The 13,978-nt window shown below is 39.6% G+C and carries 13 protein-coding genes; 4 read left to right on the top strand and 9 right to left on the bottom strand.

Annotated features, from left to right (window positions below; genetic code table 11):
• Positions 1 to 134 precede the first annotated feature (134 nt).
• Entirely contained in the window at positions 135 to 431 is a 297-nt protein-coding gene (locus IE056_RS15550) for a putative quinol monooxygenase (RefSeq protein WP_189605649.1), read from the bottom strand.
• An 87-nt stretch (positions 432 to 518) separates the two neighbouring features.
• Positions 519 to 1,346, bottom strand: a complete 828-nt coding sequence (locus IE056_RS15545) for an SAM hydrolase/SAM-dependent halogenase family protein (RefSeq protein ID WP_189605648.1) — start codon at positions 1,344 to 1,346, stop codon at positions 519 to 521.
• Positions 1,347 to 1,453: 107 nt separating this feature from the next.
• Between IE056_RS15545 and IE056_RS15540 the strand changes: the two genes are divergently transcribed.
• On the top strand, positions 1,454 to 2,404 hold the full coding sequence (locus tag IE056_RS15540; RefSeq protein WP_189605647.1) for a PhoH family protein: 951 nt from the start codon (positions 1,454 to 1,456) through the stop codon (positions 2,402 to 2,404).
• A 65-nt stretch (positions 2,405 to 2,469) separates the two neighbouring features.
• Positions 2,470 to 3,417 carry a phosphoribosylaminoimidazolesuccinocarboxamide synthase gene (locus tag IE056_RS15535; RefSeq protein ID WP_189605646.1) on the top strand — a complete coding sequence of 316 codons (948 nt, stop codon included), beginning with the start codon at positions 2,470 to 2,472 and terminating at the stop codon, positions 3,415 to 3,417.
• 161 nt (positions 3,418 to 3,578) lie between these two features.
• Here IE056_RS15535 and IE056_RS15530 read toward each other — a convergent pair whose 3' ends face one another.
• The 3 genes from IE056_RS15530 to IE056_RS15520 are packed head-to-tail and all read right to left on the bottom strand — an operon-like array spanning position 3,579 to position 5,119.
• Entirely contained in the window at positions 3,579 to 3,917 is a 339-nt protein-coding gene (locus tag IE056_RS15530; protein WP_189605645.1) for a hypothetical protein, read from the bottom strand.
• Complete coding sequence (locus IE056_RS15525; protein ID WP_189605644.1) at positions 3,907 to 4,200, bottom strand: chaperone modulator CbpM; 294 nt, start codon at positions 4,198 to 4,200, stop codon at positions 3,907 to 3,909. Before IE056_RS15525 ends, IE056_RS15530 begins: the two co-directional genes overlap by 11 nt.
• The gene (locus IE056_RS15520; protein ID WP_189605643.1) at positions 4,190 to 5,119 is read right to left on the bottom strand and encodes a DnaJ C-terminal domain-containing protein; all 930 of its coding nucleotides are present in this window, start codon (positions 5,117 to 5,119) and stop codon (positions 4,190 to 4,192) included. The genes IE056_RS15525 and IE056_RS15520 overlap by 11 nt, the downstream gene beginning before the upstream one ends.
• Positions 5,120 to 5,340: 221 nt before the next feature.
• Between IE056_RS15520 and acs the strand changes: the two genes are divergently transcribed.
• Positions 5,341 to 7,248, top strand: a complete 1,908-nt coding sequence (gene acs, locus IE056_RS15515) for an acetate--CoA ligase (RefSeq protein ID WP_189605642.1) — start codon at positions 5,341 to 5,343, stop codon at positions 7,246 to 7,248.
• A 153-nt stretch (positions 7,249 to 7,401) separates the two neighbouring features.
• On the opposite strand, the gene IE056_RS15510 is transcribed toward acs, so the two are convergent.
• The 4 genes from IE056_RS15510 to IE056_RS15495 form a co-directional block, all read right to left on the bottom strand.
• Complete coding sequence (locus tag IE056_RS15510; RefSeq protein ID WP_189605641.1) at positions 7,402 to 8,064, bottom strand: 3'-5' exonuclease; 663 nt, start codon at positions 8,062 to 8,064, stop codon at positions 7,402 to 7,404.
• On the bottom strand, positions 8,065 to 9,987 hold the full coding sequence (locus tag IE056_RS15505) for a DUF294 nucleotidyltransferase-like domain-containing protein (protein ID WP_189605640.1): 1,923 nt from the start codon (positions 9,985 to 9,987) through the stop codon (positions 8,065 to 8,067).
• Positions 9,988 to 10,033: 46 nt separating this feature from the next.
• Positions 10,034 to 11,110, bottom strand: coding sequence for a DNA topoisomerase IB (locus IE056_RS15500; RefSeq protein ID WP_189605639.1), 1,077 nt, complete (start codon positions 11,108 to 11,110; stop codon positions 10,034 to 10,036).
• A 124-nt stretch (positions 11,111 to 11,234) separates the two neighbouring features.
• Complete coding sequence (locus IE056_RS15495; RefSeq protein ID WP_189605638.1) at positions 11,235 to 12,323, bottom strand: M42 family metallopeptidase; 1,089 nt, start codon at positions 12,321 to 12,323, stop codon at positions 11,235 to 11,237.
• A 98-nt stretch (positions 12,324 to 12,421) separates the two neighbouring features.
• Here IE056_RS15495 and IE056_RS15490 point away from each other — a divergent pair, with 98 nt between their 5' ends.
• Complete coding sequence (locus tag IE056_RS15490) at positions 12,422 to 13,123, top strand: DUF4294 domain-containing protein (RefSeq protein WP_189605721.1); 702 nt, start codon at positions 12,422 to 12,424, stop codon at positions 13,121 to 13,123.
• Positions 13,124 to 13,978 lie beyond the last annotated feature (855 nt).

Genomic DNA, 13,978 nt, shown 5'->3' with positions numbered 1-13,978 from the left:
GCGCTTTTTATTTCATATTTCTAATTCCAAACTGTTCGATTGAGCGTCCCGCTCAAATCTTATCAAAACCTGGACCTAAATTTAATTTCAGTCTTTCTAATCGAATGCCCCGCTCGTGCCTCCCTTCTTGAAAATTATTCCAGAGTCGTTATTCTGTCAACACTCCAGGCTTCCGGTTTTGCGGAAAACAACACTTTTGTTTCTGCCCATACTTCATTGAAAAGATCTGAATGCCTATACTCATTTAATGCCGATTCATCATCCCAGTAACTGTAGGTAAAAAAGATATTGGTGTCGTTCTTGCCTCTTAGTAACTCCAGGTGATTACAACCTTCAAAACTCCGGATCTTATTTTTATTACGATCGAACAACTGCTGGAAGTTTTCAACTTCCTTAGGATCAAAAGTCATTTTCACTATTCGTATCAGCATTTATTTTTTTATTTTAAAAAGCGCAAGCGTCCAGCTCGTGCTTCAGAAAACTATCAGGCTCAGTTTTCAAGTTGCACCTGGAATTTTCTAATCAAAATTTATTGTCACCGTATCCCGCCATTCTAATCCGAAAAGACTGGAGGCGCTTCCAACGGTACTGGGATTACTCTTATAAATTGCAAGTTCAATATATCCTCCGGAATTAAAAATGGCTAATTTTTTACCATCTTCCCGGTTCACTTTCTCCACATTGAAATTAATAGCATCGCTGTAGGTTTCAAAAATTTCAGTAAAAGTTGCCGTTCTTGCGCGCATTACAAAATTTCTGCCTTTGCCTATTTTATCAAAAAGTTTTCGGGTAATGTTGGTAATTACATTTCCGTAGTTATCTATATAGAGTACATTTCCTTTGATCTGATTCTGTTCTGTATTGCAGTAAGGTTCTGTTTCCTTCAGTTGTTTAATTTTCGTAATTGTTTTTCCAATTACCTCCAGAGTTCCGCCCCGGGCTAGATGTCCTGCCACCTTTACAAAAACGTCAAGCACAGGGAAATTGGTGTCCACTTTATTGTGGATGTTGATCTCCACGATTTTTTCCGGAACAAATTCCGAAGCAATCAATGAAAGGATTCCGTTGTTGGCACAGATAAAATAGTGGCCGTCGAGCTTTAGTGCAATATGTCGGTTTTCCGGAGTTAATTCAGAATCAATTCCAATGATATGAATGGTACCTTCAGGAAAACTTTTGTAGGCATTTTTAATGATGTAGGAAGCTTCAGTGATATGGAAGGGAGCAACAGAATGGGAAATATCGACGATTTTTACCGTTTCAAGTTCACTGTAAATTGCTCCTTTAACTGCCCCTGCGAAATGATCTTTTTCCCCAAAATCTGTTGTTAAAGTAATAATAGCCATGGGCAATTGTTGAAATATTTTTGTTATCTTAAACCTTTATTTTTCCTAAGTTTGTAATGCAAATCTAAAGATAAAAAACTCAACTATTAAATAAAATCAGCCGGCTTTTGAACGAACTTATCATCGAACTTTCGGAAATAAACCCAAGGGAATTTTTCGGGCAACACAACGTAAATATTGAGCTTTTAAAAAAGTACTTCCCGAAACTAAAAATTGTGGCCCGGGGAAATAAAATAAAGGTATTTGGAGATGAAGATCTTCTGGAAGAATTCGATAAGCGTTTCAATATGCTGATGGATCACTTCGGGAAATTCAATAAACTTGATGAAAATGTCATTGAGCGTGTTTTAACCAGCCAGAGCAAAGAAGATTATGAGACTCCGGTGGAAAGCGGCGAAGTGCTGGTTCATGGGGTGAGCGGCAGGATGATACGTCCTCAAACTGCGAATCAACGCAAGCTCGTGGATCTTATGCGTAAAAACGATATGGTTTTTGCTATTGGGCCTGCGGGAACAGGAAAAACCTATACTGGCGTTGCTTTAGCGGTGAAAGCTTTAAAAGAGAAGCAGGTAAAAAGAATTATTTTAACGAGGCCGGCCGTGGAAGCGGGGGAAAACCTCGGATTCCTTCCCGGTGATCTTAAAGAAAAGCTGGACCCATACATGCAGCCTTTGTACGATGCGCTGCGAGATATGATCCCTCCCGAAAGACTTGAAAATTTCATCGAAAACGGAACCATTCAAATAGCACCCCTGGCATTTATGCGAGGCCGTACCCTTGATAACGCTTTTGTTATTCTTGATGAAGCTCAGAATACCACACATGCTCAAATGAAAATGTTCCTTACCCGAATGGGAAAGAATGCAAAATTTATGGTGACAGGTGATCCTGGACAAATCGATTTGCCAAGAAGAGTAGTTTCGGGATTAAAAGAAGCTATCCTGGTGCTTAAAGATGTATCTGGAGTGGGTATAATTTATCTGGATGATAAAGATGTAATACGACACAGGCTGGTGAAGGAAATTATTGCAGCTTACAAGACTATTGAAAACGATTAGAAAAGAAATTTACAGCCCCACCTGCTCACTATAGGTGGGTTTTTAAACAAAAAAGATCATTTTAAATGAATACTCTAACTAAAACGAATTATAATTTTCCGGGACAAAAATCTGTTTATAAAGGAAAAGTAAGAGATGTCTACACCCTTGAAAATGACAGGCTGGTGATGGTGGTGACCGACAGACTTTCTGCTTTTGATGTGGTGATGCCAAAAGGAATTCCTTACAAAGGACAAATCCTTAATCAGCTCGCCACCAAGATGATGAAGGCGACAGAAGACGTTGTTCCCAACTGGCTAACTGCTACGCCCGATCCTAATGTGGCAGTGGGCGAAAACTGTGTACCTTTTAAGGTAGAAATGGTAATTCGCGGATATTTAGCAGGACACGCTGCAAGAGAATATAAGAACGGAAAAAGGGAGTTATGTGGTATCAGCATGCCTGATGGGATGAAGGAAAATGAAGCTTTTGGGGCTCCTATTATTACGCCTACCACGAAGGCTGCGAATGGCTCTCATGATGAAGATATTTCCAGGGAAGAGATCCTTGCACAGGGAATTGTTTCTGAAGAAGATTTTAATGAGCTGGAATACTACACTAGACAATTGTTTTTAAGAGGTAGTGAAATGGCAAAAGACAATGGATTGATCCTTGTCGACACGAAATATGAATTCGGAAAAACCAAAGAGGGAAAGATCGTTTTAATTGATGAGATCCACACTCCCGATTCTTCCCGTTATTTTTATGCTGAAAGTTATCTTCAGAGATTAGCTGAAAATAAACCCCAAAAACAGCTTTCCAAGGAATTTGTGCGGGAATGGCTGATGGAAAACGGATTTCAGGGAAAGGATGGCCAGCAGATTCCAGAAATGAGCGAAGAGTATATTGAGTCAGTTTCTGAAAGATATATTGAACTCTACGAACAAATCACCGGAGATAAATTCATCAAAGCCGATATCTCCAACATTGAAGAGCGCATTGAACAAAATGTGGTGGAATATCTGAAAGGATAATAATTAGGAAATTTAATTAAAAAAACCTCCTGCGAACTATTTTTATTCAGCCGCAGGAGGTATATTTTGGATTTTTCACTTCGCTGCGCGGCGTTCAGAATGACAGTTTAGATTTACGATTGTCATTCCTACGAAAGGAGAAATCTCCTGCCAAAAGGGTCTTATTCCTCTACACTTAACACTCTTAAATAATCCGGGCCACCGTCTACAGGATAACCTTCTACTTTTTCGGCAGTAATGGTTACCTCCTCATTCAAATAATTGTTTAGATCAATAGAATCACTTTTAACCGCATAAAAAGTTTCAGAATTTGTGAGGGTATGCGTGCCGTATTGATAGGAGGTCATTCCCTGTTCCTGAATTGTGCCGGTGATCTCCATCGAATTTGTAGTGGTAGATTTGGTTTGGTTACAGGCAATGCTGAGTAATAAGGCCATTCCTGAGAGTAAATACATAAAATATTTCATAGTTGGTTTATTGGTTAAATTTTTATTCTTCATAGCGTCTTAATTTATTTTGCAGGATTCTGACTTCATCCTGAAGGCTGGAAACCCGGCGGAGTAAATGAGAAATGGCATCTATTCCTGCCAGGTTGATCTCAAGATCATAATGCAACCGTAGCATTTTCTCAACATCCCGAACCTGCTCTACAGGTAGTGCAGGTGTTTCTTCAACAGTAACGATTTGTACCAGTCCGTAATTGTTCAGTTCAAGCACAAAAGATTGATCTATTTCGTAACAGGCACAAAATTCGGCGATTGTGATATATTCTTTAGGATCCATAGTTTCTCATTTTTCTTAGTTCCTCAAGTATTTCTTTTTCGCGGGTGCTTAAATTGGTAGGGATCTTTAATTGATACGTTATATATAAATCTCCAAACTCATTTTCTTTTTTGTACTTCGTAAATCCTTTTCCTTTTAGCTTTACTTTGGTGCCGTTCTGGGTTTCAGGTTTTACCGTTAATTTTACCTTTCCATCAAAAGTGTCTACTGTAATCTCTCCCCCAAGCGTCGCCGTAAATATATCCAGGTCTATATCTTTATAAAGATTGGCGCCGTCTCTTTTAAAAGAGGTGTTGTTATTTATGGAAAAGGTGATAAAGAGATCTCCGTTAGGACCGCCATTGATCCCTTCGCCTCCATAACGCTTAATACGAATGGTCTGTCCGTTTTCCACCCCTGCAGGTATGGTGAGCCGAATGTTTTTTCCGTTAATGGTTAAGGTTTGCTTTTGTGAACGGTAAACATCCGTAAGGTTTAGCTTAAGTTCAGCAGTGAAATCCTGCCCCGCAAATCGGGTAGATCGTCTGCTTCCTCTTGTTGCACCACCAAACATAGATTCAAAAAAATCTGAAAAATCACCTTCCTCAAATCCACCGGCACCACCAAAACCACCGGCAGACTGGTCTCCAAAGCCTCCTGAATACTGCTGTTGATACTGTGATCGCTGTTGTCTTGCTTTTTCGTATTCTTCAGCATGTTGCCAGTCTTTCCCATACTGGTCATACTTCTTCCTCTTTTCGGGATCTATAAGTACTTCGTGAGCTTCGTTGATCTGCTGAAATCTTTTTTGCGCTTCCGCATCATTTGGGTTAAGATCGGGGTGGTATTTTCGAGCTAGTTTGCGGTATGCTTTTTTAATGTCACTTTTAGTGGCACTCTTATCCAGTTCAAGGACTTTGTAATAATCGATAAACTCCATATCCTCATGAAATTATATAATTTAAATCCTATACTTTCTCTACATAAAGGTACATCAATTTCATATAATACAGAAGACCTCTTTTTATGGAATTATAAATTTTTTCTGAAATTTCATGGTGATTTCATACAGGCCTTTCGCTGGTTGCTTTTTCACAAAAGCTTAATTTTCAGTTGATTTTTATGATTTGTTTTTAAAGATGCTTTTACTATTTTTAAAATATGAAAAACTTACAGATCAAAACCTTCGCAGAATACAAAAAGGCTTATCAAAAAAGCACTGAGAATCCTGAAGCATTTTGGGATGAAATAGCAAGCACTTTCACCTGGAAAAAAAAATGGGATAAAACCCTGGAGTGGGATTTTAGAAAACCTGAAGTCAAATGGTTTCAGGGTGGAAAGCTGAACATTACAGAGAATTGTCTCGATCGTCACCTGGAAGAACAGGGAAATAAAACGGCTATTATCTGGGAACCTAATGATCCCGATGAAGAATCCCGATACATTTCCTATCGACAGCTATTTGTAAAGGTTTCCCGGTTTGCTAATGTTCTAAAGAATAATGGAATCAAAAAAGGGGATAAAGTCTGCCTTTACATGCCCATGATCCCGGAGCTTGCTATTGCTATGCTTGCTTGTGCCAGGATTGGGGCAGTACATTCAATTGTTTTTGCCGGTTTTTCAAGTTCTGCAATTGCAAGTCGAATTAATGATTCGGGGTGTAAATTGCTTATTACCGCAAATGAAGTGTACAGGGGATCAAAAAGAGTGAACCTGAAAGATATTTGTGATGAGGCTCTGGAAAATACGCCTTCCATTGAGACCGTGATCGTTTACAGAAGAACGGTAGAACCGACTTCTATGAAGGAAGGAAGAGATAAATTCTGGTTTGATGAACTTCAAAAAGTAGATAAAGATTGTGCTGCGGAAGAAATGGATGCCGAGGATATGCTGTTTATATTATATACTTCGGGATCTACCGGAAAACCAAAAGGAATGGTCCATACTACCGGCGGCTACATGGTGGGAACCACCTACACTTTTGAAAATGTATTTCAGTTGGAGAAGAATGATGTGTACTGGTGTACGGCAGACATAGGATGGATCACCGGGCACTCCTATATTATTTACGGTCCACTGGCAGCTGGAGCGACTACGGTTATGTTTGAGGGAATTCCGAGTTATCCCGATTATGGACGGTTCTGGGAAATTTGCGATAAATTAAATGTAACCCATTTTTACACGGCACCCACTGCCATCAGGGCTTTGGCCAAACAATCCTTGAAATTTGTGGAACAACATGACCTTTCATCCCTAAAAGTACTTGGATCTGTTGGGGAGCCGATTAATGAAGAGGCATGGCACTGGTACAATGATAATATTGGAAAAGGAAATTGTCCTGTGGTAGATACCTGGTGGCAAACAGAAACAGGAGCCATTATGATCTCTCCTGTGGCGGGGATCACGCCTACAAGACCTACCTTTGCAACGCTTCCTTTACCGGGGGTTCAACCTGCATTAATGGATGAAAATGGCAAGGAAATTACGAATCTGCATGAAAAGGCAGAAGGAAGATTAGCCATCAAATTTCCATGGCCCTCGATTGCCAGAACGATCTACGGAAATCATCAACGCTATAAAGAGGTCTATTTTTCTGCTTATGAAAATATGTATTTCACGGGAGATGGATCTTATCGTGATGCCACCGGAAATTACCGGATCACCGGTAGGGTGGATGATGTAGTCATTGTTTCGGGCCATAACCTTGGAACTGCAACTATAGAAAATGCTATAGATGAACACCAGAATGTGGTGGAATGTGCGGTAGTAGGTTTTCCGCATGACGTCAAAGGAAATGCATTGTATGCCTACGTAATCCTCTATGATGATGTGGAACCTACTGAAAAACTTGAGAGTGAGATTAAGAAACTGGTATCAGATACGGTGGGGCCTATTGCAAAACCGGATAAAATTCAATTTGTAAGCGGACTACCGAAAACCCGTAGCGGAAAGATCATGAGAAGGATCTTGCGCAAAATCGCATCCAATGATACAGATAATTTAGGAGATACTTCCACGCTTCTGAATCCGGAAATTATTGATGAAATCATGCAGGAAGCAAAAAGATAACAGGAAAAAATATTTTCAAAATGTATTATCCTGCCCGATCTCTGTGATCAGGCAGGATTTTTTGATTCGGGAGGAGGAAGGGTGCTTCTAAGTCTGAAGAAAATGGTTGATCCTGAAGGAGCCGATTTACCTTTCTGAAAAAATATTACAGCTTTAAGCTTCCGTCAGTTCTTTAAACAGGAGGTTTCCGTTTTTGTCAAGTCTGCCAAGAATCTTTAAAAAGGCCAATGCAGTAATAAAAGCATCTCCGGCGGCAGTATGCCTGTCCTTAACATCTATATTGTAAGCTTCGGCTATCTCGTCTAGAGAATAATTTTTGTTCTGGTCTATTAAATTAGAAGTAAGCCTCGTTTTTCGATAAAGTGTCCCGGTGTCCAGCACCCTGTTTTGCAGTTTGGGTAAATTCATTCGGCGAAGTGCTGCATTGAACATCGTAACATCAAAATTGGCATGATGTGCCACCAAAACAGAATTTCCGATAAACTTCAGGAAATTCCTGATCGCTTCTTCTTCTGAAATTTGTTCGATTCGCTCATTCTGAAGGATGCCATGGATCTTTACCGTTTCAGGATTGAATTTTTCCTGTTTCAGGTAATATTCAAAGGTTTCGGAAACGTCAATTTGATTTTGCTTTACCGTAACAGCACCAATGCAGAGCATCCGGTCTTTTTTATAATCAAATCCGGTAGTTTCGGTATCAAAAACAATGAACCGGATATCGCTGACTTTTGCAGGTGGTTTTTCCTGAAATTGCTCTTCATAAGCTTTCCAGAAATCAGGATGATTTTCGTGCTTTTTATTGAACCAGTTGAACATTTACATATAATTTGAAATTCCGAATCGGTATTTTATAAGTTCCTGAACATCCCTGATGGTTTTAAAACATCTTTTCAGCTTCATTTTTTCTTCCTTCGTCAGGTTGGCCAACTGAATGTACCTCCCGCTGTCCCTGTGCAGAAGTCCTTGCCTGGTCCTGAATTTAAGTAGGGCTTTCGAAGTGTAGGAGCAGGAAAGGAAAAGTTCTTTGTTGTTTGGTTCTAACTGCGCCAGCTTTTCGAAACGTTCTGCAGTATTGCTGATGTTTTTCACCTGGTGATGTAAGATCAACAAACGGCCTGCATCTGTAATAGGAGTGATGGCACGCTTTTTAATGTCGAAAGTATTCTTGTTTTCTCCGTTTTGTTCTACCAGAAACTGCCTGAAAAATCCAACCGGAGACGGATTTCTTAAAGCTGTAGCTCCCATAAAGGAAATAAAACGTTTATTGTCCCTGATATTTTCAAAAATATGATCGGAGAGTCTATTGGAAAGAGTTACATCTCCATAAGTAATGTCGTAATCAAAGAAAATGGAGCTAAGTAAAAGTTCGTCATTACCACTCCTGTCGATCCATTTTGCAGAATGCTCCTTCCATTCGGATAAGCTCCTGCACCAATTTGAATTTCGGGCCATGGTGTCTACAGGGCAATAATCGTATCCAATAATGTTCAGGCGTTTATTGACTTTCCTGGCCAGTTCCAGAAAATAGTTCCTGGTTTCTTCCAGGTTTTCCGAAGGTACATCTTCAAAAATAATAGCGTTATCCTGGTCTGTTTGCAAAAGCTGCTCTTTGCGGCCCTGGCTTCCTAAAGACAGCCAGGCAAAGTTTGCCGGGGGCGGGGAAGGGATCTTCTTAATACAACGTTCAATGATCCTTTTTATAGTAGCGTCATTGAGTTCAAAAATGATCCTGGATATATGGGTAAGCGGAATATTATTTTCAAGATATCCTTTCAGCAGCAGCGTAACCTTGTTCCTGATTTTCTTCAGTTCTTTTGTACTGTCTGAATTTTTAATGGCTCTCATTAAAATAGAAGGATTATGTCCTTCAGAAACAAGAATATTATGTTCAGAAAGTATACCTATAACTTTGGTATTGGGAGTTCCGTCACGAGTAATGCATATGTGGCGTATCCTGTGTTTCATCATGGTGATTTGCGCCTGTGCTATGGTAATGCTTTTAGGATAACAAATTACCGGGGAGGACATAATCTGGGAGGCGCTGCTTTGTATACCAAAATTTCCGCCGGCGATCATATCCCTAAAAACTTCACTGGTAATAATTCCCTGCGGAATATCATTCTCTACCACCAGGACTGCTGTAGCCCTTTTTTCACTCATTAATGCAGCTACTTTCTGAATGGGAGTAGTGGGGGAAACCTTTACTACTTTTCTGGTAATGGGTGCCGGTTGTAATTCAAACAAGTTCGTTGAAGATTGCCGGATGCTGTTATCTATAGTAGAAACCAGCTGACCTTTATTTTCGGAAGAGTACGGATTTCTGGTATTCGAAGCGAAACTCTGCATCAGAAAGTCGGCTACCCTGAAATTTCCTTCAATGATCGGCTTGAAATTTTCAATGGAAATTCCATAGATGATGCTTTCCTCATCTGCCCTCGCATTAATAAGGTAATTTTCCCTTGCAAACAAGGGCCTTAACCCAAAAATATCTCCCTCATCACACTTATCAATAGCTTCAACTTCGCTATTGTTCATCTTTTCTAAAGCAATTGCACCTTTGTTTACCACATAAAACAAGTTGTGGCCTTTTTCACCTTGCTTAAAAACCGGCTTTCCCTTTTCAAGATAAATTACTTTTACTTCGCCGGAAACTGCAAGGAGTTGATCTTCATTAAGTAAGCTGAAAGGAGGGTAGCCCTTTAAAAAATCGGCAATCCTGGCTGCAATAGTATTTTTCATACTGCTAATTTATAGAAAAGCAGGAGAGTTACTGCATGAAAATGGCTCAGGAAATTTCAATTTCATAATCACTTATCATCCCCAGTAGTACTTCTTCTGTTTGTGAAAAATGAGGTTTTGATGTGCGTTTTCGTTCCACTTTTTCGAAGTAAGGAACAATTCCACCGTTTTGATATAGTTCGACTACCATGGGATGCACGTAATAGTTGCGGCATACACTTCGGGTGTTACCCAAAGCTTCTGCGGCCGCATCATAAGATTTTAGAATATTCGATTTGTTTTCTTTCTCATTTTCAGTGTAACCTAGATCTCTCAGGTTTTCAAAAAATATTTTTGTAGCACTCCAGGTCCTGAAATCTTTGGCTGAATATAATTCCCCACTTATCTCCTGGATATATTGATTTACCATTCCGCTGTCAATGGAATTTTTCTTTCCGTCTTCATCATAGTATTTAAAAACTTCCCAGCCGGGAATCTCTTCACATTTATTGACCAGCTTTACCAGCTTTTTATCCTGAACTGTAATGGTGTGTTCTTTTCCTTTTTTTCCGATGAAGTGGAAATTCATTTTTCCTTTGGAAATTTCTACATGCCGTTTTCTTAGGGTAGAAAGACCATACGATTTATTCTCTTTAGCGTAACACTCGTTTCCAATCCTAATATGAGTTTCCTCCATTAACCTTACGATTAGCGCAAGCACTTTTCGCTGTGGCATTTTATGGAGATCTAGGTCTTCATCTACCTGTTGCCTTATCTTAGGGAGAATTTTTCCGAAGGAAGCCATTTTGAAAAACTTGGTGCGATTCCTTATTTCTCCCCAATCTGGATGATACAGGTATTGTTTCCGGTTTTTTGCATCTCTGCCTATTGCCTGTAAATGTCCGTTATCCATAGGACAGATCTTCACATCCTCCCATGCAGGCGGAATTACCAGTTTTTTATACCGCTCCAGTTGCTTTTTGTTTTTTACCGGCTTTCCGTTTTTTAAATATTCGAAAGAATCTTTCTGCTTTTTGCGCTCTACGCACAGCTCCTCTTCCGATACATAGACCAGGTTGGCTAATTCAGCAGCTTTATCGGGATTGGAGAGAAGTGTTTTCACTTCTTCAGAAGAAAGGACCATTGTGCAGTTTTTTGCTAAAGATAACTGGCTGGCGTGGCTTGTTGTTTTAAATAAATGTGAAATTTAAAATAAAAAGCCCCTTTTCCGGAAAAGAAAAGGGGCCTGCATTTTTGAACGGAATATTTTAGTCAAAATAACTGAAGGTATCTCCTTCTTTTATTTGGAGGAGACTTTCATAAATAAGCTTTATCACGTTCTCCACGTCATCACGATGCACCATCTCTACAGTGGTATGCATATACCGCAATGGAAGTGAGATCAATGCAGATGCCACCCCGCCGTTACTGTAGGCAAAAGCATCTGTATCTGTTCCGGTCATTCTGGAAGAAGCATTTCTCTGGAAAGGTATGTTCTTCATTTGAGCAGTCTCGATCAACAGAGCCCTTAGCTTATTTTGCACTGCCGGAGCGTAGGAAATTACAGGTCCGTCTCCAATCTTTGTTAGTCCGTTGGTCTTTTTCTCGATCATTGGAGTAGTGGTGTCGTGCGTAACATCGGTCACGATGGCTACATTCGGTTTAATTCGCTGTGTGATCATTTCAGCTCCTCTTAATCCGATTTCCTCCTGAACGGAATTTGTTATGTATAGTCCGAATGGCAGTTTTTTCTTGTTTTCTTTCAGAAGACGTGCAACTTCAGCAATCATAAATCCACCGACTCTGTTGTCCAGGGCGCGGCAAACGAATTTGTTGTCGTTAAGGATAAAGAACTCATCGGGATAAGTGATCACACACCCCACGTGCACGCCCAAAGCTTCTACTTCTTCTTTCGAAGAACAACCAACATCTATGCTGATGTTGTCCATTTTTGGAGTTTGTTCCTTTTCCTTATCGCGGGTATGGATAGCAGGCCATCCAAAAACTCCTTTTACAATCCCATTTTCGGTATGGATGTTTACTCTTTTAGAAGGTGCGATCTGGTGGTCACTTCCCCCGTTTCTTATTACATATATAAGACCTTCGTCTGTGATATAATTTACATACCAGGAAATTTCATCGGCATGACCTTCTATTACTACCTTATATTCAGCCTCAGGATTGATGACTCCCACAGCAGTTCCATACGTATCGGTGATGAATTCATCCACGTATGGCTTAAGGTATTCCATCCATAATTTTTGTCCTTCCCATTCATACCCGGTAGGGGCCGCATTGTTCAGGTATTTTTCAAGAAATTTTATTGAATTTTCGTTTAAAATATTTTCTTTTCCCATGTATTAAGATTTTGCACGAATTTAATAAGAAATATATAGTTGACAATTTCTAGTTGTGTAATTTTGGAATGATTTCTGCACAAAAGCCTGAAATGAAAATGTTGAAGAAAAAACTTCTCTATCTGATAATTCTTGTTTCGGGAACTGTGTTTGCACAGGAGAGGATTCCCGAAGGAGATACTATTCATAAGGAGTATATGATCATTGAAGGCGACTCGATTCCTCGGGAATTCATTGATCTTGAAGAGGTGCTGTTGTTGGAAAAACTCAGGTTTGATAATGAGACCGAAAGAAGGAGGTATTTAATCCTAAGGCACAAGACGCATAAAGTGTATCCTTATGCGAAACTTGCTTCGGAAAGACTTGTGGAATTGAACAGCAGGCTGGATCTAATTAAGGGCAGACGGGATCAAAAACGATATACTAAGATAGTACAGAATTATATTGAAGAGCAATTCTCTGCAGAACTGAAGAAGTTGACCCGTACAGAAGGTCAGATCCTGGTAAAGTTGATCCACCGTCAAACGGGAAATACAGCGTTTGATCTTATAAAAGACTTAAAAAGTGGCTGGAGAGCTTTCTGGTACAATACTACTGCGAGTATGTTCGACATTTCCCTAAAAAAAGAATTTGATCCGGAAACAGATCAGGAAGATTATTTAATTGAAGACATCCTGCAAAGGGCATTTCAGGCTAACAAGCTGGAAAAACAACCCACAGCCCTTGATTTTGATTTCCTTGAATTGACCGATAAGTGGAAAACTACCCGTAAGTCTGGCAGTAATTCCAAGGCGGGTTAGTTGTTTCTGGGCATTTCCCTTTTCCTCCCTGGCGGAAAAAGGCTCGGGCTTTACACTTATAATTTTGAAGCGCCTTTGGCGGAAGCGTTTCAAAAGTTACCGCTTCAATCCATAACGTGGCAAATAAATTTCTTTTTAATGTTCTTTCTCCTATAAATAAAGGAGTGCGGGAACAAGAAACAGATTTTTGAAAGCTGAGGGAAACTGTCATTCCGACGGTAGAATCTCTTTCGGAACAGATAGGGGAGGAAAGGATTTGTTTCTTGCAAAATGCTCCTACCATATATATATATGTACAAAGGATTAATGGGTAATCCAGATTAAAGTTACTTTTGAAAACTCCATTTCTGGCATCCATTGAGAGCATTCCCGGAGATTAAAACTTGAGAAAGCTAAAAACCCCATTCAATTGAAAATATTTTCTCCACGACTCCTTTAATTAACCCAAAGGATATCAAAGGATTAAAAGTGGTGGTTAATAAAAACCCAAAAAAACCATAAAAAAGATGAGTTTGGGACTTGTGTAATTAAGAAACGGTTGTATATTTGCACCCGCTTTGAGAAACAACGAAGGATGCAGATCTGGAGCTGTGAGCCCAGCAGGGGCGGAGGTTTAAAGCGAAAAAGTTCTCTGAAAAATAGTTGAAATTAGTTTTGGAAGTTAAGAGAAAAGGGTTGTAAGTTTGCAACCGCTTAGCGAAACAGGAAAGGAGCTTACAAAAGCTCTTTTAGAAAATGTTTTGTGAGGGTTTAAGTTCTCTGAGAGTTTCAAAAAAAGATTTAAATTTTATTTTGGATTGTAAAGAAAAAAGGTTGTAAATTTGCAAGCTCGTTCTTTACGGAAAGCCTCAAAAA

The sequence above is a fragment of the Salinimicrobium marinum genome (genome assembly GCF_014651535.1).
Lineage (GTDB): Bacteria > Bacteroidota > Bacteroidia > Flavobacteriales > Flavobacteriaceae > Salinimicrobium > Salinimicrobium marinum.
This window is presented reverse-complemented; position numbering and strand designations above follow the sequence as displayed.

Coding starts and splice junctions, on each gene's coding strand:
- IE056_RS15495 (WP_189605638.1), bottom strand. CDS start 12,323: ATGGGAAAAGAAAATATTTTAAACGAAAATTCAATAAAATTTCTTGAA.
- IE056_RS15500 (WP_189605639.1), bottom strand. CDS start 11,110: ATGGTCCTTTCTTCTGAAGAAGTGAAAACACTTCTCTCCAATCCCGAT.
- IE056_RS15530 (WP_189605645.1), bottom strand. CDS start 3,917: ATGAAGAATAAAAATTTAACCAATAAACCAACTATGAAATATTTTATG.
- IE056_RS15490 (WP_189605721.1), top strand. CDS start 12,422: ATGTTGAAGAAAAAACTTCTCTATCTGATAATTCTTGTTTCGGGAACT.
- IE056_RS15535 (WP_189605646.1), top strand. CDS start 2,470: ATGAATACTCTAACTAAAACGAATTATAATTTTCCGGGACAAAAATCT.
- IE056_RS15520 (WP_189605643.1), bottom strand. CDS start 5,119: ATGGAGTTTATCGATTATTACAAAGTCCTTGAACTGGATAAGAGTGCC.
- IE056_RS15525 (WP_189605644.1), bottom strand. CDS start 4,200: ATGGATCCTAAAGAATATATCACAATCGCCGAATTTTGTGCCTGTTAC.
- IE056_RS15550 (WP_189605649.1), bottom strand. CDS start 431: ATGCTGATACGAATAGTGAAAATGACTTTTGATCCTAAGGAAGTTGAA.
- acs (WP_189605642.1), top strand. CDS start 5,341: ATGAAAAACTTACAGATCAAAACCTTCGCAGAATACAAAAAGGCTTAT.
- IE056_RS15510 (WP_189605641.1), bottom strand. CDS start 8,064: ATGTTCAACTGGTTCAATAAAAAGCACGAAAATCATCCTGATTTCTGG.
- IE056_RS15545 (WP_189605648.1), bottom strand. CDS start 1,346: ATGGCTATTATTACTTTAACAACAGATTTTGGGGAAAAAGATCATTTC.
- IE056_RS15505 (WP_189605640.1), bottom strand. CDS start 9,987: ATGAAAAATACTATTGCAGCCAGGATTGCCGATTTTTTAAAGGGCTAC.